Origin of the sequence: Pseudidiomarina tainanensis (genome assembly GCF_004214835.1) — a bacterium.
In the GTDB taxonomy this organism is placed as follows: Bacteria; Pseudomonadota; Gammaproteobacteria; order Enterobacterales; family Alteromonadaceae; genus Pseudidiomarina; species Pseudidiomarina tainanensis.
Genome location: NZ_PIQJ01000001.1, coordinates 254,150 through 272,893 on the forward strand (window position 1 = coordinate 254,150; position 18,744 = coordinate 272,893).

General features: G+C 49.0%; 22 protein-coding genes. 13 read left to right on the top strand and 9 right to left on the bottom strand.

Going from position 1 to position 18,744, the window contains the following annotated elements; genetic code table 11:
* Window positions 1-19 precede the first annotated feature (19 nt).
* Window positions 20-646, bottom strand: a complete 627-nt coding sequence (locus tag CWI82_RS01285; RefSeq protein WP_092857786.1) for a hypothetical protein — start codon at window positions 644-646, stop codon at window positions 20-22.
* 139 nt (window positions 647-785) lie between these two features.
* On the opposite strand from CWI82_RS01285, the gene CWI82_RS01290 reads away from it, so the two are divergent.
* The 4 genes from CWI82_RS01290 (at window position 786) to CWI82_RS01305 (ending at window position 3,679) form a co-directional block, all read left to right on the top strand.
* Window positions 786-1,757: a PLP-dependent cysteine synthase family protein gene (locus CWI82_RS01290; protein WP_130202414.1), complete on the top strand. Its 972-nt coding sequence runs from the start codon at window positions 786-788 to the stop codon at window positions 1,755-1,757.
* Between the two features lies 1 nt (window position 1,758).
* Window positions 1,759-2,922, top strand: coding sequence for a cystathionine gamma-synthase (locus tag CWI82_RS01295; protein ID WP_130202415.1), 1,164 nt, complete (start codon window positions 1,759-1,761; stop codon window positions 2,920-2,922).
* A 91-nt stretch (window positions 2,923-3,013) separates the two neighbouring features.
* Window positions 3,014-3,220, top strand: a complete 207-nt coding sequence (locus tag CWI82_RS01300) for a hypothetical protein (RefSeq protein ID WP_130202416.1) — start codon at window positions 3,014-3,016, stop codon at window positions 3,218-3,220.
* Between the two features lie 36 nt (window positions 3,221-3,256).
* On the top strand, window positions 3,257-3,679 hold the full coding sequence (locus CWI82_RS01305) for a VOC family protein (protein WP_130202417.1): 423 nt from the start codon (window positions 3,257-3,259) through the stop codon (window positions 3,677-3,679).
* A 12-nt stretch (window positions 3,680-3,691) separates the two neighbouring features.
* Here the strand turns inward: CWI82_RS01305 and CWI82_RS01310 are convergent, their stop codons facing one another.
* Entirely contained in the window at window positions 3,692-4,633 is a 942-nt protein-coding gene (locus CWI82_RS01310) for a threonine/serine dehydratase (protein WP_130202418.1), read from the bottom strand.
* Window positions 4,634-4,756: 123 nt separating this feature from the next.
* Here CWI82_RS01310 and CWI82_RS01315 point away from each other — a divergent pair, with 123 nt between their 5' ends.
* A complete protein-coding gene (locus CWI82_RS01315; protein WP_130202419.1) occupies window positions 4,757-5,389 on the top strand; it encodes a YjaG family protein in 633 nt (210 codons plus the stop codon).
* Here the strand turns inward: CWI82_RS01315 and CWI82_RS01320 are convergent, their stop codons facing one another.
* Together CWI82_RS01320 and rsmD are read right to left on the bottom strand one after the other, a co-directional pair.
* Complete coding sequence (locus CWI82_RS01320) at window positions 5,390-5,695, bottom strand: DUF1145 domain-containing protein (RefSeq protein ID WP_130202420.1); 306 nt, start codon at window positions 5,693-5,695, stop codon at window positions 5,390-5,392.
* A 30-nt stretch (window positions 5,696-5,725) separates the two neighbouring features.
* Window positions 5,726-6,352 carry a 16S rRNA (guanine(966)-N(2))-methyltransferase RsmD gene (gene rsmD, locus CWI82_RS01325; protein WP_130202421.1) on the bottom strand — a complete coding sequence of 209 codons (627 nt, stop codon included), beginning with the start codon at window positions 6,350-6,352 and terminating at the stop codon, window positions 5,726-5,728.
* A gap of 87 nt (window positions 6,353-6,439) precedes the next feature.
* Between rsmD and ftsY the strand changes: the two genes are divergently transcribed.
* From ftsY to rpoH, 4 genes are all read left to right on the top strand, one after another.
* Window positions 6,440-7,642 (top strand): signal recognition particle-docking protein FtsY, encoded by a 1,203-nt coding sequence (ftsY, locus tag CWI82_RS01330; RefSeq protein ID WP_130202422.1) that lies wholly within the window; start codon window positions 6,440-6,442, stop codon window positions 7,640-7,642.
* Window positions 7,639-8,310: a cell division ATP-binding protein FtsE gene (ftsE, locus tag CWI82_RS01335; RefSeq protein WP_092857766.1), complete on the top strand. Its 672-nt coding sequence runs from the start codon at window positions 7,639-7,641 to the stop codon at window positions 8,308-8,310. Before ftsY ends, ftsE begins: the two co-directional genes overlap by 4 nt.
* 3 nt (window positions 8,311-8,313) lie before the next feature.
* Complete coding sequence (ftsX, locus tag CWI82_RS01340) at window positions 8,314-9,294, top strand: permease-like cell division protein FtsX (protein WP_092857764.1); 981 nt, start codon at window positions 8,314-8,316, stop codon at window positions 9,292-9,294.
* 162 nt (window positions 9,295-9,456) lie between these two features.
* The gene (rpoH, locus tag CWI82_RS01345) at window positions 9,457-10,323 is read left to right on the top strand and encodes an RNA polymerase sigma factor RpoH (RefSeq protein WP_092857762.1); all 867 of its coding nucleotides are present in this window, start codon (window positions 9,457-9,459) and stop codon (window positions 10,321-10,323) included.
* Between the two features lie 28 nt (window positions 10,324-10,351).
* On the opposite strand, the gene CWI82_RS01350 is transcribed toward rpoH, so the two are convergent.
* Genes CWI82_RS01350 through gpmI form a run of 3 tightly spaced genes read right to left on the bottom strand, consistent with a single transcriptional unit; the run spans window position 10,352 to window position 13,815 of the window.
* Window positions 10,352-11,149, bottom strand: a complete 798-nt coding sequence (locus tag CWI82_RS01350) for a divergent polysaccharide deacetylase family protein (RefSeq protein WP_130202423.1) — start codon at window positions 11,147-11,149, stop codon at window positions 10,352-10,354.
* Window positions 11,150-12,283, bottom strand: a complete 1,134-nt coding sequence (locus CWI82_RS01355; RefSeq protein ID WP_092857754.1) for a murein hydrolase activator EnvC family protein — start codon at window positions 12,281-12,283, stop codon at window positions 11,150-11,152.
* Entirely contained in the window at window positions 12,280-13,815 is a 1,536-nt protein-coding gene (gene gpmI / locus CWI82_RS01360) for a 2,3-bisphosphoglycerate-independent phosphoglycerate mutase (protein WP_130202424.1), read from the bottom strand. Before gpmI ends, CWI82_RS01355 begins: the two co-directional genes overlap by 4 nt.
* A 170-nt stretch (window positions 13,816-13,985) precedes the next feature.
* Between gpmI and CWI82_RS01365 the strand changes: the two genes are divergently transcribed.
* Genes CWI82_RS01365 through gpsA form a run of 3 tightly spaced genes read left to right on the top strand, consistent with a single transcriptional unit; the run spans window position 13,986 to window position 15,961 of the window.
* Window positions 13,986-14,414, top strand: a complete 429-nt coding sequence (locus CWI82_RS01365; RefSeq protein WP_092857750.1) for a rhodanese-like domain-containing protein — start codon at window positions 13,986-13,988, stop codon at window positions 14,412-14,414.
* A 33-nt stretch (window positions 14,415-14,447) separates the two neighbouring features.
* Window positions 14,448-14,945 carry a protein-export chaperone SecB gene (gene secB / locus CWI82_RS01370; protein WP_092857748.1) on the top strand — a complete coding sequence of 166 codons (498 nt, stop codon included), beginning with the start codon at window positions 14,448-14,450 and terminating at the stop codon, window positions 14,943-14,945.
* A 14-nt stretch (window positions 14,946-14,959) separates the two neighbouring features.
* Complete coding sequence (gene gpsA, locus CWI82_RS01375; RefSeq protein WP_092857746.1) at window positions 14,960-15,961, top strand: NAD(P)H-dependent glycerol-3-phosphate dehydrogenase; 1,002 nt, start codon at window positions 14,960-14,962, stop codon at window positions 15,959-15,961.
* An 8-nt stretch (window positions 15,962-15,969) separates the two neighbouring features.
* Here gpsA and slmA read toward each other — a convergent pair whose 3' ends face one another.
* Window positions 15,970-16,554 (bottom strand): nucleoid occlusion factor SlmA, encoded by a 585-nt coding sequence (gene slmA, locus CWI82_RS01380; protein ID WP_092857744.1) that lies wholly within the window; start codon window positions 16,552-16,554, stop codon window positions 15,970-15,972.
* 36 nt (window positions 16,555-16,590) lie between these two features.
* Window positions 16,591-17,829 carry a bifunctional phosphopantothenoylcysteine decarboxylase/phosphopantothenate--cysteine ligase CoaBC gene (gene coaBC, locus CWI82_RS01385; RefSeq protein ID WP_130202425.1) on the bottom strand — a complete coding sequence of 413 codons (1,239 nt, stop codon included), beginning with the start codon at window positions 17,827-17,829 and terminating at the stop codon, window positions 16,591-16,593.
* A 212-nt stretch (window positions 17,830-18,041) separates the two neighbouring features.
* Between coaBC and radC the strand changes: the two genes are divergently transcribed.
* Entirely contained in the window at window positions 18,042-18,719 is a 678-nt protein-coding gene (gene radC, locus CWI82_RS01390) for a RadC family protein (protein WP_130202426.1), read from the top strand.
* The last annotated feature ends 25 nt before the right edge of the window (window positions 18,720-18,744 follow it).

The following is an 18,744-nucleotide window of genomic DNA, read 5'->3' on the forward strand; positions in this document are numbered from 1 at the left end:
CAACAATTAAAACTAATGTTTACTGTGCATAGCCCCAAGCCGGTGGCGGCACATCAATCGGCTGACTTAAATCTACATGAACTTCAAAAATACGACCTGGGCGCGATAGTTTATAACTCATGGTTTTTTCATCAACAAAGCTAATGGTCCAAGTGTTCGTCACTGAAACGTCGAGACCATTTTCAACAAACAACGCTTTACTTGCTTCATCTACTGGGAATGCTTGCATTGTTACGCTACCAGCTGCCAATGTTTGACCGCCATATGGCGACACATCGTCTGGGCTACCATCTTCGTGCAAGTGATAATGTTGAAAATCGATATAGCCTGGATGTTGCGTGAGCACCCAAGTGCGCGAGCGATCGTCACCCACATGCAATGGCATACGAATGGTATTTTCTTCGCAATCACGGATATGCACCACGAGTGGTTTATCCCATGCGGGGCTTGGTTGATTGTCTTCAACAATGGTCGCGGCAAATGCTTGGCCACAGTATGGCCGAAAGGTATTAATAAAAGTGGTTTGTTCAGCCACATAACCAGTATTTGAGGTTTGTTCTGCTGGCGCACAAGCAGCTGCAGCTAAAACACCAACGGCGATGGCAGCGAATCGCCAGTTTGGTAAATAGTTGTGTAAGTGATGCATCCAATTTCCTAGTTATGTCATATTCCAAATAGTGCTGATACTTTGCCACAGCTCGCTTTGCTATAAAACAGGGCATCGTGCGATAATACCCGCCATTGAGCGCAATTTTAACGAATTCAAAGAAACGGATCAGACAATCATGCATGTTTATCAGAATGTTTTAGAAATGATCGGCAAGACGCCGATGGTGAAGGTCTCTAATCTCGATACCGGCCCATGTGAGCTGTACTTAAAGCTAGAGCTCATGAATCCAGGCGGTTCGATTAAAGACCGTATCGCGGTAAGCATGATTGAAGCAGCGGAAAAATCAGGTGCACTGAAACCGGGCATGACCATTATTGAAGCGACTGCTGGTAACACCGGTTTAGGTCTCGCCTTAGTGGCGGCCAGCAAAGGCTACCCGTTAAAAATTGTCATGCCAGACAAAATGTCGGCAGAAAAAGTGAATAACCTCAAAGCGATGGGTGCCGAAGTGGTGCGCACACGTTCTGACGTGCAAAAAGGCCATCCGGAATATTATCAAGATATGGCGGCACGTCTGGCTGAAGAGAATGGTTATTTTTACGTGAACCAATTTACCAACCCAGCGAACGTTGACGCGCATTACAAAACCACCGGACCTGAAATTTGGGAGCAAATGCAAGGTAAGCTTGATGCCTTTGTCTGTGGCGTTGGTTCTGGCGGTACGTTAACCGGTATTGGTCGTTATCTGCGTGAGCAAAATGCGACGGTTGATTTAGTCTTGGCGGACCCAGATGGCTCGATTCTTGAGCCAATGATTAACCGTGGTGAAACGGTTGAAGCGGGTAGCTGGCTGGTTGAAGGCATTGGTGAAGATTTTGTGCCGGATATCTGCGAGATTAATCTTGCCAACAAAGCCTACGCAATTAGCGATAAAGAAGCGTTTCACACCGCTCGCGAAGTGCTAGTCAAAGAAGGCGTGATGGTCGGCTCGTCGAGCGGCACGTTAATTGCCGCTGCGCTACGTTACTGCCGTGAGCAAACCGAACCAAAGCGTGTGGTGACGTTGGCGTGTGATACCGGTAACCGCTACCTTTCAAAACTTTACAACGATGAGTGGATGGCCGCTCAAAATTTGCTGGAGAAGTAACATGGCTGATGCAAAGAACATGAAATTCGCAACGCGCGCCATTCACGGCGGGCAATCACCTGAGCCGGCAACGGGCGCGGTTATGCCGCCGATTTTTACCAGCTCAACCTATATTCAAGAAAGCCCAGGCGTACACAAAGGCTTTGAATACTCACGTTCACATAATCCTACACGGTTTGCGTGGGAGCGTGCGGTGGCAAGCCTTGAAGGTGGTAAGCAGGGTCTAGCATTTGCCTCTGGTATGGCGGCGACATCAACGATTATGGAGCTGCTGGATAGCGGTGACCATGTGATTGCAATGGATGATCTCTACGGCGGCACATTCCGTCTATTCGATAAAGTCCGCGGTCGCTCGGCGGGTTTAGAGTTTTCTTATGTCGATTTGGCGGACTTGAGTGCGGTTGAAGCCGCGATTACGCCGAAAACTCGCATGATTTGGATTGAAACGCCAAGCAACCCGATGTTGAAGTTGGTTGACATTGCTGCTGTGGCGGCTATTGCAAAACAGCACAACATGATTGTGGTGGTGGATAATACCTTTGCGACGCCTTACAACCAACGTCCACTCGAAATGGGTGCTGATATTGTCATGCACTCGGCAACCAAATACCTGAACGGCCACTCAGATATGGTTGGCGGTATTGCTGTTGTTGGTGACAACGATGAGCTCGTCGAAAAAATGCTGTTCTTGCAGAACTCGGTCGGTGCGGTTGCTGGGCCATTCGATAGTTATTTGGCGCTTCGCGGCGTGAAAACGTTAGCACTACGTATGAAGCATCATAACGAGGCGGCATTGAAGCTGGCGCAATGGCTTGAAGCACATCCACAAGTTGAGAAAGTCATTTACCCAGGCTTGCCAAGTCACCCGCAACATGAGTTGGCGAAAAAGCAGATGAGCGGCTTTGGCGGTATGATTTCGATTTTACTGAAAGGTGATTTAGATAAGGCGCGCCGCTTCTTAGAAGCTGTCGAAATTTTCGCGTTGGCAGAAAGCCTTGGCGGCGTTGAAAGCTTAATCGAGCACCCAGCGATTATGACGCATGCGTCAATTCCGAAAGAAAATCGTGAAAAACTCGGCATTTTGGACAACTTTGTTCGAATTTCGGTGGGCATCGAAGATCTTGACGACCTGATTGCGGATTTAGATCGTGCTCTAAGCGCCTGATATTTCAGGCGCATTAACACTCTTTTACAATTTCATGAAGATACGGTAGGCTAATTCCCACAATAAAAACAGAATAAATAAGGAACAAAACATGCCTATTAGCCTGTTTCTTTTACAAGGGTTAGTGGCGGCATTGTTGTTTTATGTGTTGGTCGGGCAATATCATCGCCAACCGTTGTGGAATATGCTTGCCGTATTACTTTGTGGACTCGTACCGCCGGTCAACTGGATGGCATTAATGGTTGCTGTTGGTGTGCGTATGTGGCGCAAATCAACGCCGATGCTGCCAATTAAATAACTGCATTAAATAACTACAATGGAGTTTGCTGTCTCTATGTCGTCGTTACGCCCATTTCATTTAGCTGTGCCGGTTCACGATATTGCCAAAGCGCGTGAATTTTATGGTGACATTTTAGGGTTAAGTGAAGGACGTAGTAGCGAGCAATGGGTTGATTGGAACTTCTTTGGTCATCAATTTGTCACCCATCTGGCACCTGAGAAAGAGGGTGTTGCGCATCGCAACCCAGTCGACGGTCATGATGTGCCAGTGCCACACTTTGGTGTGGTGCTAACGATGGACGATTGGCATGCTCTGGCGGAAAAAGTGAAAGCGGCTGGCATCGCGTTCGTGATTGAACCGCACATACGCTTTCAAGGTCAACCGGGCGAACAGGCCACCATGTTTTTCTATGATTTCAGTGGCAACGCGCTGGAATTCAAGGCGTTTAACGACCTCGGTCAGCTGTTCGCGAAATAATTGATTAGTCCACTATGAAATGAATGTTGGCGGTGCAATATTGCCGCCGCTAATAATCACCCCAATACGCTTCCCTTTGAATAGCTTCGAATACCGTTGAATAGCGGCAATGACCGTTGCCGATGAAGGCTCTATCCATTGGTCGGTTAATTCAAACACCAGCTTTTGTGCAGCCAGCGCCTCGCTGTCCGAAACCAACAGAATATCATCCACATTCTGGCGAATGATCGGAAAGGTTTGATCGCCAACACTCGTTAGTAGACCATCGCAAACACTCAATGGTGGCATGGCAGGTTGCAGTACACCGGTTCGAAACGACGCTTCACCATCAGCAGCAAGCTCTGGCTCTACACCAAATACCTGCGGCACACCATGCGCTTTGGCTGCGACCGAAGTGCCGCTTAACAAACCTCCACCACCCAGCGGCGCAATGACACAATCTAGTTCTGGTTGCTCTTGCAGTAACTCATAGGTTGCAGTGCCTTGGCCTTGCCATATATGAGCGTGATTATAAGGTGGAATAAATATCCGCCCAGTTGGACGCTGCGCTGCGACAAAGGCTTCGCGAGCAGCCATACCCGGCTCAATCGTGACTAATTCAGCGTCATATTTTGCCATGTTCGCGCGCTTTACCTCGGAAGCATTGGCAGCGACGCCAACCCGCACTTTAATTCCTAATTTCTGCCCAGCAGCCGCCAAAGCGGTCCCATGATTACCCGAAGATACGGTGTATACGCCTTGCGCGCGCTCGGCCTCAGACAATTGCAAAAGAGCATGGCAAGCGCCGCGATACTTAAATGCGCCGGTATGCTGTAAGTGCTCGCATTTCAGCCACACATTCGCGCCGAGCGCCTCGTTGAGCTTTAAGCTAACCAGCACGGTGGTGCGTCGAACCATGGGCGCAATTAATTTTGCTGCCACTTGAATGGAAGAAGAGTCGAGTTGCAAAGTCATAAAGCGTATACTACCTCAAAGCAAAATCGATATTAGCTATCAGATATTCGATATTCATTAAAACCTCGATGCTATCTGCCTAATATCTAATATCGAATATCTAATATCGAACTTGGGGTTTTTATGGTTTTAAACACGTTTGAGCGCATCCGCGCCTTACCCTTAGCATACCAAACCGTCATGGCCTTATACCTGTGCCAACGCATGGTGCCAAATTACGAACTATTCCATCATGTTACTGGCTTTGGTGATCCAAAACCACTGCAAGGTGCCCTGAATGCCTGTTGGGATTGGGTATGGCAGGGGAAAGCCGTTAAAGTGAATTTTTCGCGCTGGCAAGAGAAGGTTGATGAAGTAACGCCAAGCGAACATGGTCACGATATGCTCGGCGTGTATCCAGCCATGGATGCGTGTACGGCTATTAGCACCTTGTTGCAGGGGCTGCTGGATCAGAATAGTGCTGACTTGGTGAGTGTGGCGAAGGTATCGCAGGCGAGTGTGGCGAAATTTTTGGAGCTTACTGAAGGTGCCGAGATGGATGCGCAAGAGCGTCGAAAACTCTTACGCGAACATGAGTTGGTGCAATACGAGATTGAAGTTCAGCAGGCGATTCTTAACTACCTTGAAACCGTTGCGGCAAGTCAATCGCAACCAAACCAAGAGCTGGTTCGTCAAGTTCGTGACATGGTTGCTGACGAAGGCGTCTCAAATATTGGTGTGAGTATGGCCGACGATAGTAATGATGACGACGAGTAGCTACGACTCGTCGTTCGTCTGTTCCGCTTTAGTTTGAGTGCGTGCTGGTTGTGCGCGCACAATGGCCAACCAGCCAATCACGCCAAAGAATATAACCTGCCAATAATCACCGCGGCGCCATTGAATGTGCTCTTTATATACCGTGGCGAACATCAGCAGCTGCAATAAGTGCAGGGCAATCAGCAAAACCATCAAAAATAGGAAAAACGCGAAGCCTTTCCCTTCAAATGGCGCCACAAGATTTGCCAGCATCACGCCCCAAATCACAGCGAAAATAAGTCGCCCAAGCCACACTGCTATACCCATGTATGAAATATCCTTGTTTGTAAAAGTGAATTAGTTCACGTGATATAAGCGAAACGCAACTTGCCCAGCAAATTTCTCTCGGTGCAACAGCCAGGTTGCCGGTACGCGCGGTTGAATCGCTTTCTCAGTTTCCACATACACCCAACTGCCGCTGCTCACCCAATTATTCTGCGCAATGAGCGTCAAACAATCATCGGCTAAGCCCATGCCGAATGGTGGGTCGACAAAAATCACGTTGAAACTGACGTCTGGCTGTTGTTGTAAAAAGAGCAGGGCATCGCCGCGTTGAACCAGCGCTTGCCCTTTAACAGCTTCTGATAGTTTGGCAGCATGTTGGGCTAATAAATTCGCCGCTTGCGCATCTTTTTCAATCAAAATGACTTGCTGCGCGCCACGCGATAAAGCTTCGAAAGCTAGTGCACCGCTTCCCGCAAACAAATCAAGACAACGGCTATCGGTCAACTCAAACTGCAACCAGTTAAAAAGAGTTTCACGAACTCTGTCAGTGGTAGGTCGCAGGCCGGGGACATCGGCGATAGCAAGCTTACGACCGCGCAAGAGCCCACCAATAATACGCAATTCACCGGCACCTTGGTGCGAACGTTGCTTGGCGTCAGGGCGAGGTGTGCTTTTCTGCTTGTACGAGCTTCGCGGCATGCTAAAGTAAGCCTTCTTTTATTTGACGTGTTAAACTGTGTGCCATTGTAAACCGAGCAGCAGTGAACTTCCAAAGGTAAAGCAGGCATGGCCAAAGGATCTTTTTTCTCGTTATTTCGCAAAAATAAACAGAACGATGCTGAGCAGGCGTCGACAGAGAAAGACCACGAACAACACGAACAGCAACAAGAACCGCAACTTGAACATGAATCAGTCGCGTCAGATGCGCTTCCAGAAGAGCCTTCCGTAGCAGAGGTCGCCGCACCCGATGCCGCTGAAATTTGTGCACAAGTGACCGCCGAATCTAAAGCTGCCGAGCAAGCCAAACAACCTGAAACTCAGTCAAAGCCAAGTTTATGGAAGCGGTTAACGGCAGGCTTACGCAAAACATCGTCAGCCATTGGCGACGGTTTGTGGGGCATTTTTCAAGATAAAAAAATTGATGATGACCTGTTTGAAGAACTCGAAACTCAGCTTTTGACCGCTGATATTGGCGTGCCAACCACACTCAAAATTGTCGAGCGTTTAACTGAGCAAGCGAATCGGAAACAGCTTAAAGACTCCGCAGAGCTTTTTAAACTGTTACAGCAGGACATGACTGATATTTTATCGCCTGTGGCCCAGCCGTTGACGATTCCTGCAGATCACCAAGGTCCTTACGTGATTCTGATGGTTGGCGTGAATGGCGTCGGTAAAACCACCACGATTGGTAAACTCGCCCAGCAATTTAAACGTGAGGGCAAATCGGTGATGCTCGCTGCCGGTGATACCTTCCGAGCGGCGGCGGTTGAGCAGCTACAAGTTTGGGGTCAGCGTAATGACATTCCGGTTGTCGCGCAGCACACCGGTGCAGATAGTGCATCCGTCATTTATGATGCAGTTGAAGCAGCCAAAGCGCGTGGTGTTGATGTATTAATTGCCGATACCGCGGGACGCTTGCAAAATAAAGCGCACTTGATGGATGAGCTGAAAAAAGTAGTACGGGTCATGCGCAAGCTGGATGAAAACGCACCGCACGAAGTGATGCTGACGTTAGATGCTGGCACCGGGCAAAATGCGATTAGCCAAGCCAAATTATTTACTGAGGCTGTTGGCGTGAGTGGTATTACACTGACTAAACTAGACGGCACAGCAAAAGGCGGGGTTATTTTCGCGATTGCTGACCAGTTTAATATTCCGATTCGTTACATTGGCGTGGGCGAGGGAATAGATGATTTGCGGCAATTTGATGCGCAAGAGTTTGTCGATGCCTTATTTCAACGGGAACTGAAAGAGACGCAACCATCATGATCAAATTTGAGCAGGTGAGTAAAACGTATCCAGGTGGCTTTCAGGCATTGACCAATGTCAGCTTTCACCTAGAACCCGGTGAAATGGCGTTTCTAACCGGTCATTCTGGCGCTGGTAAAAGTACCTTACTCAAGCTCATTAGTATGATGGAACGGCCGACCGCTGGCCGCGTGATGATTAATGGTCACGACCTTAAACGCATTAATTCTCGCCAAATTCCTTATGCCCGGCGTGACATTGGTATGATTTTTCAAGATCACCGTTTGCTGATGGACAAAACCGTCTTTGATAACGTCGCATTGCCGCTATTAATTGAAGGTTACAGCATGCAAGAGGCGCGTAAGCGTGTGCATGCTGCGCTCGAAAAAGTCGGATTAGGCGACAAAGTGCGTCATTACCCAATGATGTTATCGGGTGGCGAACAGCAACGAGTTGGTATTGCACGTGCGGTTGTGAATAAACCGCCGCTACTCTTAGCCGATGAACCAACCGGTAATCTTGATCCGAAATTATCGATGGAAATCATTAAGCTATTTGAAGACTTTAACCGAGTTGGTGTATCCGTATTGATCGCGACGCATGATCTAGGGTTGATTGCCCGACTGCGATACCGCACGCTGACGTTGCGCGATGGGCGCATGATTAACGACGGGTTGCAGGAGAGCTAAGCCATGAGTTTACTGTTTCGTTCTCGTCAGCAAGGCGCCCAGCAGGTCAATATTTCGGGCTTTCGTCGTTTTGTCATGTTCTGGGTGCACAATGTACAACAAGCGGTTGCCAGCCTCGGTGAGCTTGCGCGGTATCCCATGGCAAGCCTGATGACCATGGCGGTGTTGGGATTGAGCCTGACACTACCGGCAACCCTTTATGTGGTGGTGAAAAATACTGAAGCGATTGGTGCAGATTGGCAGCATGCCTCAGAAATTACACTGTTTCTGCGTAAAGATTTAAGCCAGCAAGAAGTGTCAACCTTTCATAAGCGTTTGAGCTTATCGAACGATATTGAAAGCGTGCGCTGGATTGATAAAAACGAAGCGCTGCAAGAGTTTCGTGAAAGTTCAGGGTTTGGTGAAGCGCTCGATGCGCTAACCAATAATCCGCTGCCGGATGTGTTGTTAGTATTACCGGTAGCGAATAAACGTGGGACGACACAAGCGCAACAACTGGCTCAGCAATTGCGTAATGAGCGCGAAGTTGAGCAAGTACGACTTGATTTAGATTGGTTGCAGCGGCTTGAAGCTTTATTGAATTTAGTGCGCGATGGCTTGTTAGCTCTCGCAGCGCTACTGTGTATTGCGGTGGTGCTGATTGTTGGCAACACCATTCGCCTCAATATTAATAGCAAACGCGATGAAATTATGGTGATGAAGCTGGTGGGTGCAACCGACGGTTATATCCAACGCCCATTTTTATACACCGGCGTTTGGTATGGTTTTGTTGGCGGATTGATCGCTTGGCTGGCAACCGCCGTAATGATTTTATGGATTTCTGGCGCCGTTACTGATATCAGTGAATTGTATGAAAGTCAGTTCACCTTAGTTGGGCTAACCTTTAATGAAATGCTGGTATTATGGCTACTGGCAATTGGCTTGGGATTATTAGGTTCGTATATTGCAGTAAGAAAACACGTACGGACTATTGAACCACAATAATCTATCCCCATATGGATAGAACAAGTTATCAAAATTCATCCCAAAGCAGTCATTGTCAGCGGCGTCAATTTTGCTAGAATGAGGGAACTTCAAGACCGAAAAGTGGTCTGAGCAGTGTCTGGATAATGTTGTGCAGACACCAGTGAGAGAGGATGTTGTTGCATGAGCTCTGAAATTACTAGTATGGCATTAGCTGTTCCACAGTCGAGTGGCAGCTTAGAGGCGTACATTTCGACAGTGAACCGCATTCCTATGTTATCGGCAGAGGAAGAGCGCGAGCTGGCGACACGCTTGCACGAACAGGACGACTTAGAAGCTGCACGTCAGCTCATCATGTCGCACCTGCGCTTTGTCGTACATGTTGCCCGCAGCTACTCAGGTTACGGCCTGCCTCAAGCCGATTTAATTCAAGAAGGTAATATTGGTCTGATGAAAGCCGTGCGTCGTTTCGACCCAGCGGTTGGCGTCCGCTTAGTGTCGTTCGCAGTACATTGGATCAAAGCCGAAATTCATGAGTATGTGCTGAAAAACTGGCGCATGGTCAAAATTGCAACCACCAAAGCACAGCGTAAATTGTTCTTCAACTTGCGTAAAATGAAGAAGCGCTTAGGTTGGTTCACCAATGAAGAAGTCAACACCGTTGCTGAAACGTTAGGTGTCAGCACCAACGAAGTTTTGGAAATGGAAGCGCGCATGAGCGCGCATGACCAAGCGTTCGAATTAAGCTCTGACGATGATGATGCGAAGGAGGGTAGCACCTACTCGCCAGCACAATATCTTGAAGACAAGCGTTCAGATTTAGCTGAAGAAGTGGAAAATGAGCAGTGGGAAGACCACACGCAGCGCCGCTTGTTGTCAGCGATTAATACACTTGATGAGCGTAGCCAAGATATCGTGCGTGCCCGTTGGTTAGACGAAGAAAATAAAACCACGCTACAAGAACTTGCGGATAAATATCAGGTTTCTGCTGAGCGTGTACGTCAACTCGAAGCAAATGCCATGAAGAAACTACGCATGGCCATGTCTTAAAAGGCATTCTGAAAACAAAAACGCCGGCTTAATTCGCCGGCGTTTTTATTTGCTCGCTCGTATGTTCAGTGAGCTGAATGGTTTCGGTGTCCGGGCGTTGGGTTAAAGAAGACGCAACGACAAGCTTAACGCCGTAGTGGCGCTCGATGTTGGGCAGAACTTCTTTTAGAAACTCAAGTGTGGAGCGATGTGGATGCGCAATAGCGATCGCTTCGCCGTGTTTGTGAGCATGACGAATGAGATCTTTCCAGCGCAACGCAATTTCGGCAGGTTCTGGGTTGTTATCCAGAAATACGTGGCGCCGTGCAACTGGAATACCGAACTCGCGGGCGACATTTTCGGCTTGCGTGGCAGCGGTTGTACGGCTGTCGAGAAAATAGAAATTGCGCAAAGCCAGTTGTTCCATCACCCATTGCATTGGCTCAATCAATGCCGTTAACCGGCTCCCCATATGATTATTCATACCGACCGCTTGCGGTATTTGAATAAAGGCTTGTTCCATGAGCAGAATGGTTTCGGCTTTATCATCTTCTGATGACAACATTCCAGCACCAGCGTCATCATTCGCCGATGCCTGCATGGGCATGTGAATAATCACTTCTTTGCCGTTCTGCTGTGCGCTTTGTGCAATGCGTTCGGCATAAGGTGTGTGTGGCAACATGGCAAGGGTTAGTGGCCCTGGGAGCTCGGCAAACTGCTGTTGGAATCGACTATTACCAAGATCATCAATGACAATCGCGATACGCGGTAACTCCACTTCATTTGCTATGGTTGCAGGAGTGAAAATGACAGCTGCAATCATCACGATTCTTAATATTGAAGTCATTTAGCGACACCAGTTAACAGGGTTTACCGCGTCACCTTTGACGCGAATTTCAAAATATACCGCAGGATCTTCAACACCACCACTCTGACCAACCAACGCAATTGTTTCATTGGCTCTAACCACGTCGCCTTCGGCTGGCAATATCGTTTGATTGTGCCCGTAAAGGCTCATATAGCCATTACCGTGGTCGAGTACAATCACCAAGCCATAACCGCGCAACCAATTGGCAAACAGCACGCGACCATCGGCGATCGCTTTGACAGGCTCGCCTGCATCAGCTTTGATCACGACGCCTTTCCAAGTCACACCGCCGCTGCGTTGGCGCCCAAATAATCGTTCCACTTTACCGTCGGCCGGCCAGCTCATTTTACCTTTGCGTTCGGTTAAACCAACCAACCGAGGCTCGTCACGTTGTGCCGCTTGAATTGCCGCCAGCACTTGTTCCAACGCTTCTTGGTTTTGCTTTAATTCATCAATACGCTTTTGGTCAGCCGATTGTTCACGTTGCAGTCGCTTCACAAGTTGTTGCTGCTCGCCTTGCTGAGCTTTCAATACCCCTTGCTGTTGGCGTTGTTGCTGTTCGCGTTGGGCTAGTTGCTGCTGCTGGTCGACAACGTCGGCTTGCACTTGAGCTAGTTGCTCTTGGGTGGCGCGAATATCGTCAAGCTCTTTGAGTCGGGCACGGTTAAAATAGCCATAATAGCCAAGCAGGCGCTCGAATTTGGCGGGTTCTTGTTGCTTAAGAATCAACTTTAAATAGTCGTGCTCACCCATGCGGTACGCCATATCCAGTTGCTTCTCGAGGAGTTTGCGTTGGCTTTTAAGTTGTTCGGTGAGTGTTTGTTCTTGTTGTTGAAGGTCGTTAATACGGCCACGAATATCGGCTAAGCGCTGCTGGGTCGCATTAAGTTCGCTCGCAACAGTCGCCATTTGTTGTTCCAACTGCCGTAACTCGCGTTCGGTAATACTCAAGCGTTCAGCCCGCTGACCAATGGCGGCTTCGCGCTTTTTCAATTCTTCAGCAATTTGTGCTAATTGTGCTTCGGTTGCAGCTTGTTCTTGTGCACTGGGCTGTTGTCCCCAGCTTACTGGCGACAACAGGAGGATGAGGAGTGCAGCAAGAATGCGTCTCACGAAGTTAACGTCACAATCGGTGTGCCGGTCATTTCTGGCGGTTGTTCAAGACCAAGCAAATGCAGCATCGTTGGGGCGACATCTGATAATGTGCCGCCTACACGAGCGGTGGCGTCACGACCCACATAAATAAACGGTACCAGCTCACTGGTGTGCGCGGTATGCGACTGACCTGTGGTGTGGTCTTGCATTTGCTCGGCGTTACCATGATCAGCAGTAATCAAACATTCGCCGCCAACTTCCTGGAGCGCTTCAACAACCCGCGCAATGGAACGATCGACGGCTTCAACGGCTTTGACTGCCGCATCGAAATTACCGGTATGCCCTACCATATCACCGTTTGGATAGTTACAAATAATCACATCAAACTGGCGCTGGCGAATGGCATCAACGAGGGCGTCGGTTAATTGCTCTGAGCTCATTTCTGGCTGTAAATCGTAGGTTGCAACGTTCGGCGATGGAATCAACACACGTTTCTCACCGTCAAACTCTTCTTCACGACCACCGCTGAAGAAAAACGTAACGTGTGCGTATTTTTCCGTTTCAGAGATGCGAAGTTGACTGTAGTCATTCTTGGCAAGCCACTCACCGAGTACATTGGTAAGACTCTCTGGTGGATATGCAATCGGGCCTTTTAAATCGGCGGCGTATTCGGTCAGCATCACAAACGCTGATAGCTGCGGACGCTGTCCACGCTCAAAGCCATCAAACTCTGTATCCAAGAAAGCATGACTTAATTCGCGTGCGCGGTCGGCGCGGAAATTCATAAAGAAGACACTGTCACCATCTTGAATAGGAACAGCGTCGCCAATCAATGTTGGCTTCACGAATTCATCGCTTTCGTCACGTTCATAAGCGTTTGCTAATGCGATACTGGCACTATCTGCTTTATACGGCGCTTGCGCGTGCACAACCGCTCGCCATGCTTGCTCAACGCGGTCCCAACGCTTATCGCGGTCCATTGCGAAATAGCGACCACATAGGGTGGCGAAGCGACCAAGGCCTAATTGCATGAATTGCTTTTCGAAACGCTCAATCGTCGCTGCGGCGGAACGCGGTGGCGTGTCGCGGCCATCGAGAAAGCCATGAACATAAACATGCTTTGCACCGCGCTGAGCGGCGAGCTCGACCATCGCTAATAAATGATCTTCATGGCTATGCACACCGCCTGGCGATAGTAAACCCATAATATGTACGGCTTTACCAGCCGATACGGCAGCGTCGACACCTTCGGTTAACGCTTTATTTGTGAAGAAGTCGCCATCGGCAATCGCTTTGCTAATACGAGTGAAATCTTGATAGACCACACGGCCGGCACCTAAATTTACGTGACCTACTTCTGAGTTACCCATTTGACCTTCGGGCAAACCAACCGCCATTCCTGAACCATCAACTAAGGTATGCGGGCGCGTCGCCCAAAGCTTATCCATGGTTGGTGTATTAGCTGCAGCAATGGCATTATCTTCAGCGGCTTCACGATGACCCCAACCATCTAAAATCAATAGGGCTAACGGTGTATGTGGCTTGGCCATGACTTCCTCAGTGGTTTTTCAGTAAATTCAAAAAATTGAATTTATTTTATGCGATTTTGCAGCGTAACGCATCCTTTCTAACCGACGTTTCGTGGCAAATTTTACTGGCAACGTGCGTTGCAGTCGGTATACTCTGTGCCTTGTTTTTTTCAATTGGAGTAGGCAACCCCATGGATCAACTTCTCGCTTTCGCGATGGACCACTACTTTATGAGCCTGTTGTGGGTCATCCTTCTGATCGCGATTATTGTCAGTTACGTGAAAGGCGCAACCTCAAAAGTCAAATTGCTCGAGCCGCAGCAAGCCACCTTGTTAGTTAACAAAAACGATGGTGTGTATGTTGATATCCGCTCGATGGACGAGTACCGTAAGGGCCACATTCAAGACGCAATTCATGTTACCGCCGATAAGATTCGAAAAAATGAGTTGCAGGCTCTTGAGAAATTCAAATCTGCCCCCATCGTGGTTGTATGTGCAACAGGAATGACTGCGCGTTCCGCAGCAGCTTCGCTTAGCAAAGCTGGGTTTGAGAATGTTGCCGTACTTCAAGGTGGAATCTCAGCCTGGCAGGGCGCCAGTTTCCCACTGGTTAAAAAATAATAAGTGTAACTTTCAGTAATAGGACGTATTAAAATGGCTGACGAACAGCAAGTAAACGGCGCCGCTCAAGACGAAGCGCAACAGCAACAAGCTTTCCAAATTCAACGCATTTACACCAAAGACGTTTCGTTTGAAGCGCCAAATGCACCAGAAGTTTTCCGTCAAGAATGGAAACCTGAGTTGAGCTTAGATTTGAACGTGAAAAACACCAAAATCGACGAAGGTGTTTACGAAGTTGTTCTGAAAGTAACGGCTACCAACAAAATCGGTGAAACCGTTGCATTTATTGGTGAAGTTCACCAAGCAGGTATCTTCTCTGTGTCTGACGCAATTGAAGAAGGCCAACGCGCTCACTTGTTAGGTGCATTCTGCCCGAACATCTTGTTCCCATATGCGCGTGAGTGTTTATCAAGCCTAGTTAGCCGTGCAACGTTCCCACAGTTGAACTTAGCACCAGTTAACTTCGATGCAGTATTTGCACAACACGTACAACAGCAACAGCAGCAACAAGCTGCCCAAGCTGACGCGTAATATCAGCGCAATCTATGCGTGATTCGCAAGTAACAGTGCTAGGCGCCGGTTCTTACGGAACTGCCCTAGCACTTTGTTTTGCTCGTAAGGGCACACAAACCTGTTTATGGGGCCGTGACGTCGAACAAATCGAAGCCATGGCGAAATCGCGCGAGAACACGCGTTACCTTCCTGGTATTCAACTTCCTGACACTTTACATGTGACCGCTGATTTAGCCGAAGCGGTTGCCGACTGCAAAAATATTGTGGTGGTGGTGCCAAGTAGTGCGTTTGCTCAAGTGTTGAAAGACATGCAGCCAAACTTACTACCAGACGCTCGTGTCGCATGGGCAACCAAAGGCTTAGAACCAGAAACTGGCCGCTTACTGTTTGAAGTGGCGCAGGAAATTCTTGGTGATTCACACGCTTTGGCAGTGCTGTCTGGACCCACCTTTGCGATGGAAATGGCGAAAGGGTTACCGACCGCGATTTCGATGTCGTCAACCGATCCGCAGTTTGTCGAAGAACTCTCGGAGTTACTGCATTGCGATCGTAGTTTCCGTGTTTACACCAACGATGATTTTATTGGCGTACAGTTGGGTGGTGCGGTTAAGAACGTGATTGCGATTGGTGCTGGTATGGCTGATGGTATCGGCTTTGGCGCGAATGCGCGCACTGCTTTGATTACGCGTGGTTTGGCCGAGCTGACACGGCTTGGTTTGAAACTCGGGGCGAAGCCAGAAACCTTCACCGGCATGGCTGGCTTAGGGGATTTGATTCTCACTTGTACCGATAACCAATCGCGCAACCGTCGCTTTGGTCTCGCTTTAGGGCAGGGGAAATCGGTTGATCAAGCGATGAAAGAAATTGGTCAAGCTGTTGAGGGCTATCGCAATACCCGCGAAGTCGTTGCATTGGCGAAGCGGCATGGTGTGGAAATGCCGATTTGTGAGCAACTCTACGACGTGTTGTACGGTGATACCACGCCTCAGCAAGCCGCAATTAACTTACTGAGCCGGGCACGTACTTCTGAATAATCGTTTTGTTAGCTGAGTAACTGTTGGGCAATGGTTTGCCATTGCTCATCAAAGTGCTCAGTTGGCGCTCGCTTGAACTCTGAGCGAACAAATTGAGTGATTTTGCCGTCGGCATACGCCATCACTAAGTTCGCTAACATCCCTTCATCTAAACCACCACGAACCTGTTCGCGCAATCGACGCTCACGAAGCACCTGCTTCAAATTCGCTTCGACTTTTTCGAAAATACCAAGCACTCGACCACGCAGACGCTCGTGTTCGCCAAGCAGTGCATCGCCAGTCAGGATACGGGTGATACCCGGATTACGTTCGACGAACGTCAGCACTAAACGCACGATCATTTCGCAGCGATTTACCGTGTCTTTTTCATTCTCTAAAATTTGATTAATGCGCGATAAAATTGCGTCTTCGGTGAAATCAATCAGCCCTTCAAACATCTTGGCTTTTGATGGGAAGTGACGATAAAGTGCGGCTTCTGATACGCCCACTTCGCTAGCTAAACGAGCGGTGGTAATACGCTGGCCTGGGCTGGTTTCTAGCATGGTAGCTAAGGCGGCTAGGATTTCTTGCTTTCGGTCTTGTTTCGCGGCCACGCAAAACTCCTTCTGTTTGTCGTTGATCGTTATTCGTTATTGGTTATTCGATAGAAGCTTTGCTGCTTGTTGCAGGATCTGTTGGGCGATGGCTGATTTGCTAGCGCGTGCGAGTGCTTGCTGTTGCACGGTGTTGTTTGCTTCTCGCCAGAATAGGACCATCGCGTTGTCTTCGCTATTGAATCCTATGCTGGTGTCGCTGACGTCGTTTGCGGCAATCATATTGAGCTTTTTACGCGCTAACTTGTCCTGCGCATAGTGCGCAACATCATTCGTTTCTGCAGCAAAACCGATGGTGAATGGCGCTTTTTTCAGCGCCGCAACGTCGGCAAGAATATCGGGGTTACGCACCAACGTTATCTGCATGCCATCATTCGATTTCTTGATTTTATTATCGGCGACTTGCTCAGGACGATAATCCGCAACGGCTGCACAGCCAATGAAAATATCAGCGTTCTCGACTGCCTGTAGCGCGGCTGTGTGCATCTCTGCGGCGCTAACCACATCAACTCGTAACACACCGGCTGGCGTTGCTAAGTTGACTGGTCCAGCAATCAAAGTGACCTGTGCGCCCATGCGCTGCGCTGCGGCGGCAAGTGCAAAGCCCATTTTCCCAGAGCTGTGGTTACTTAAGTAACGGACTGGGTCTATCGCTTCGCGGGTTGGGCCGGCGGTGATCACAATATGCTTGCCACTCAGCTCGGTAGCCTGCGGCGCAAGTAGCGCAGTGATAGTTTCACGCAATTCTAGTGGCTCAGGCATGCGGCCAGCACCAACATCGCCACATGCTTGCGCACCGCTGGCTGGGGTGATGACTTGAACGCCACGCTGCTGTAATAGTTCACAATTCGCTTGCACGGCGGCATGTGCCCACATTTGTTGATTCATTGCCGGCGCGACAGCGACAGGTGCCGCGGTTGCTAAACATAGTGTACTCAGCAAATCGCTGGCATGACCATGCGCAAGTTGCGCCAGCGTGTTAGCTGAGGCTGGTGCGATAAAGACGAGGTCGGCCCATTTCGCCAATTCAATATGGCCCATGGCAGCTTCTGCGGCTGGGTCAAGCAAATCATGGTGCACCGGGTTGCCGGAAACGGCTTGCAGTGTGAGCGGCGTAATAAATGCCTGCCCACCTTGGGTCAGTACGCAACGCACATCGGCGCCGTAATCTTTTAAACGACGCACAAGTTCGGGTGTTTTATACGCAGCAATGCCACCGCTGATACCAAGCAGGATGCGACGACCAAGTAACGGCTGATTGGGGCTTGTACTCATAGTAAGTCCTTACCTTTAAACTGTTTTTACAATATCACGAACCTCCAAAATTCGCGATATACAAATTTTCGCCAATTTACCCTTCAGCCATTGCCGTATTGCCCTATGTACAGAATCGTAATTCATCAAGTTGAGGTTTGCCTTGTGCTAGCTTATTGGCATCACTGATGCATTTTATTTATCCAATAGACTCAAGCGATCAAGGAGTGATCATGACAAGTGTAAAAGATTGGCCGGCAGCCGAACGACCACGAGAGAAAATGGCGGAGTTAGGCGTGGCCACGTTAACCGATGCCGAATTATTAGCCATTCTGCTGGGTACCGGTATTCGTGGTAAGGATGTTGTTGCCTATTCCCGTGATTTACTCGGCGCATTTGATGGACTCGGTGGCATGTTGGCGGCAAGTGCTGATGTGTTGTTAGAGCAACCAGGGCTGGGGCCGGCGCGCGTGATGCAACTGCAGGTGGTGATGGAAATATCGCGACGTTACTTGGCGTGGCAATTGCGTCGTGATGACGGTTTTACCCAACCGGCCATGGTTCGAGATTACCTAACCGCGCAATTACGCCATCAACAGCGAGAAATTTTTGTCGTTTTACTTCTTGATAGTCAACATCGGTTATTGAAATACGTCGAATTATTTCAGGGCACGATCAATGCGGCGCCGGTGTATCCACGAGAAATTATAAAATTAGTGATGCAACATAATGCCGCCGCAGTTATTCTTGCGCACAATCATCCGTCGGGTGTGGCAGAGCCTAGTCAAGCGGATCAACGCGTGACGGAGCGGCTCAAGCGGGCATTGAGCATGATCGATGTTGCCCTGCTGGATCACTTCGTTATTGGTGCAGGAACACCAGTTTCATTTGCCGAACGCGGACTCTTGTAGTAAAGTAGCGCCGCCGTTTACAGGA

Excerpts from the sequence above, each read along its gene's own strand:
- CWI82_RS01285 (WP_092857786.1), bottom strand. The coding sequence starts at position 646 with ATGCATCACTTACACAACTATTTACCAAACTGGCGATTCGCTGCCATC.
- CWI82_RS01290 (WP_130202414.1), top strand. The coding sequence starts at position 786 with ATGCATGTTTATCAGAATGTTTTAGAAATGATCGGCAAGACGCCGATG.
- CWI82_RS01295 (WP_130202415.1), top strand. The coding sequence starts at position 1,759 with ATGGCTGATGCAAAGAACATGAAATTCGCAACGCGCGCCATTCACGGC.
- CWI82_RS01300 (WP_130202416.1), top strand. The coding sequence starts at position 3,014 with ATGCCTATTAGCCTGTTTCTTTTACAAGGGTTAGTGGCGGCATTGTTG.
- CWI82_RS01305 (WP_130202417.1), top strand. The coding sequence starts at position 3,257 with ATGTCGTCGTTACGCCCATTTCATTTAGCTGTGCCGGTTCACGATATT.
- CWI82_RS01310 (WP_130202418.1), bottom strand. The coding sequence starts at position 4,633 with ATGACTTTGCAACTCGACTCTTCTTCCATTCAAGTGGCAGCAAAATTA.
- CWI82_RS01315 (WP_130202419.1), top strand. The coding sequence starts at position 4,757 with ATGGTTTTAAACACGTTTGAGCGCATCCGCGCCTTACCCTTAGCATAC.
- CWI82_RS01320 (WP_130202420.1), bottom strand. The coding sequence starts at position 5,695 with ATGGGTATAGCAGTGTGGCTTGGGCGACTTATTTTCGCTGTGATTTGG.
- rsmD (WP_130202421.1), bottom strand. The coding sequence starts at position 6,352 with ATGCCGCGAAGCTCGTACAAGCAGAAAAGCACACCTCGCCCTGACGCC.
- ftsY (WP_130202422.1), top strand. The coding sequence starts at position 6,440 with ATGGCCAAAGGATCTTTTTTCTCGTTATTTCGCAAAAATAAACAGAAC.
- ftsE (WP_092857766.1), top strand. The coding sequence starts at position 7,639 with ATGATCAAATTTGAGCAGGTGAGTAAAACGTATCCAGGTGGCTTTCAG.
- ftsX (WP_092857764.1), top strand. The coding sequence starts at position 8,314 with ATGAGTTTACTGTTTCGTTCTCGTCAGCAAGGCGCCCAGCAGGTCAAT.
- rpoH (WP_092857762.1), top strand. The coding sequence starts at position 9,457 with ATGAGCTCTGAAATTACTAGTATGGCATTAGCTGTTCCACAGTCGAGT.
- CWI82_RS01350 (WP_130202423.1), bottom strand. The coding sequence starts at position 11,149 with ATGACTTCAATATTAAGAATCGTGATGATTGCAGCTGTCATTTTCACT.
- gpmI (WP_130202424.1), bottom strand. The coding sequence starts at position 13,815 with ATGGCCAAGCCACATACACCGTTAGCCCTATTGATTTTAGATGGTTGG.
- CWI82_RS01365 (WP_092857750.1), top strand. The coding sequence starts at position 13,986 with ATGGATCAACTTCTCGCTTTCGCGATGGACCACTACTTTATGAGCCTG.
- secB (WP_092857748.1), top strand. The coding sequence starts at position 14,448 with ATGGCTGACGAACAGCAAGTAAACGGCGCCGCTCAAGACGAAGCGCAA.
- gpsA (WP_092857746.1), top strand. The coding sequence starts at position 14,960 with ATGCGTGATTCGCAAGTAACAGTGCTAGGCGCCGGTTCTTACGGAACT.
- coaBC (WP_130202425.1), bottom strand. The coding sequence starts at position 17,829 with ATGAGTACAAGCCCCAATCAGCCGTTACTTGGTCGTCGCATCCTGCTT.
- radC (WP_130202426.1), top strand. The coding sequence starts at position 18,042 with ATGACAAGTGTAAAAGATTGGCCGGCAGCCGAACGACCACGAGAGAAA.